We start from the raw sequence: 639 nt of genomic DNA on the forward strand, positions 1-639 counted from the left end.
GCCGGCGCCTATCTCTTCCTGGCTTCCGATCTGGCCAGCTACATCACCGGCGCCGTGATCGATGTCAACGGTGGGATGCTAATCCATGGCTGAGTGGACAACGGAGCTTGAGATGCCTCGCGCTGGCAGCAATGTCAGCCTGGCCGAACGAGCCTATCGTATCCGCCGACACGCCGTGCGGATGGGTCAAGTCCAGGGCCAAGGTTATGTCGGACAGGCGCTGGGTGTCGCCGACGTGCTTGCCGTCGCCTATTTCCATGCGCTTCGTTACCGGCCGGAGGACACGTTGTGGGAGGGACGCGACCGCTTCCTGCTGTCGATCGGACACTATGCGATCGCGCTCTACGCGGCTCTGATCGAAGCGGGCGTGCTGCCGGAGGAAGAGCTCGAAACCTATGGCAGCGATGAAAGCCGTATGCCGATGTCCGGCATGGCGCCATACACGCCCGGCATGGAGATCACCGGCGGCTCGCTCGGTCACGGCCTTGGCATTGCCGTTGGCATGTGCATGGGGCTGACGCGCAAGCGAAGCGACAGTTTCGTCTACAATCTTTTGTCCGACGGCGAGCTCGGTGAGGGCTCGACCTGGGAAGCCGCGATGTCGGCCGCCCACCACAAGCTCGACAATCTCATTGCCAT

General features: G+C 62.6%; 2 protein-coding genes. Both read left to right on the top strand.

Annotated elements, in window-relative coordinates; genetic code table 11:
* Positions 1 to 93: SDR family oxidoreductase (locus NKH90_RS34700; RefSeq protein WP_352823843.1), on the top strand; the 93-nt coding region annotated here is incomplete at its 5' end.
* Positions 94 to 112: 19 nt separating this feature from the next.
* On the top strand, positions 113 to 639 hold a 527-nt coding region (locus NKH90_RS34705), incomplete at its 3' end, for a transketolase (protein ID WP_502898907.1).

This window comes from Mesorhizobium sp. M0898, assembly GCF_040319695.1.
In the GTDB taxonomy this organism is placed as follows: domain Bacteria; phylum Pseudomonadota; class Alphaproteobacteria; order Rhizobiales; family Rhizobiaceae; genus Mesorhizobium.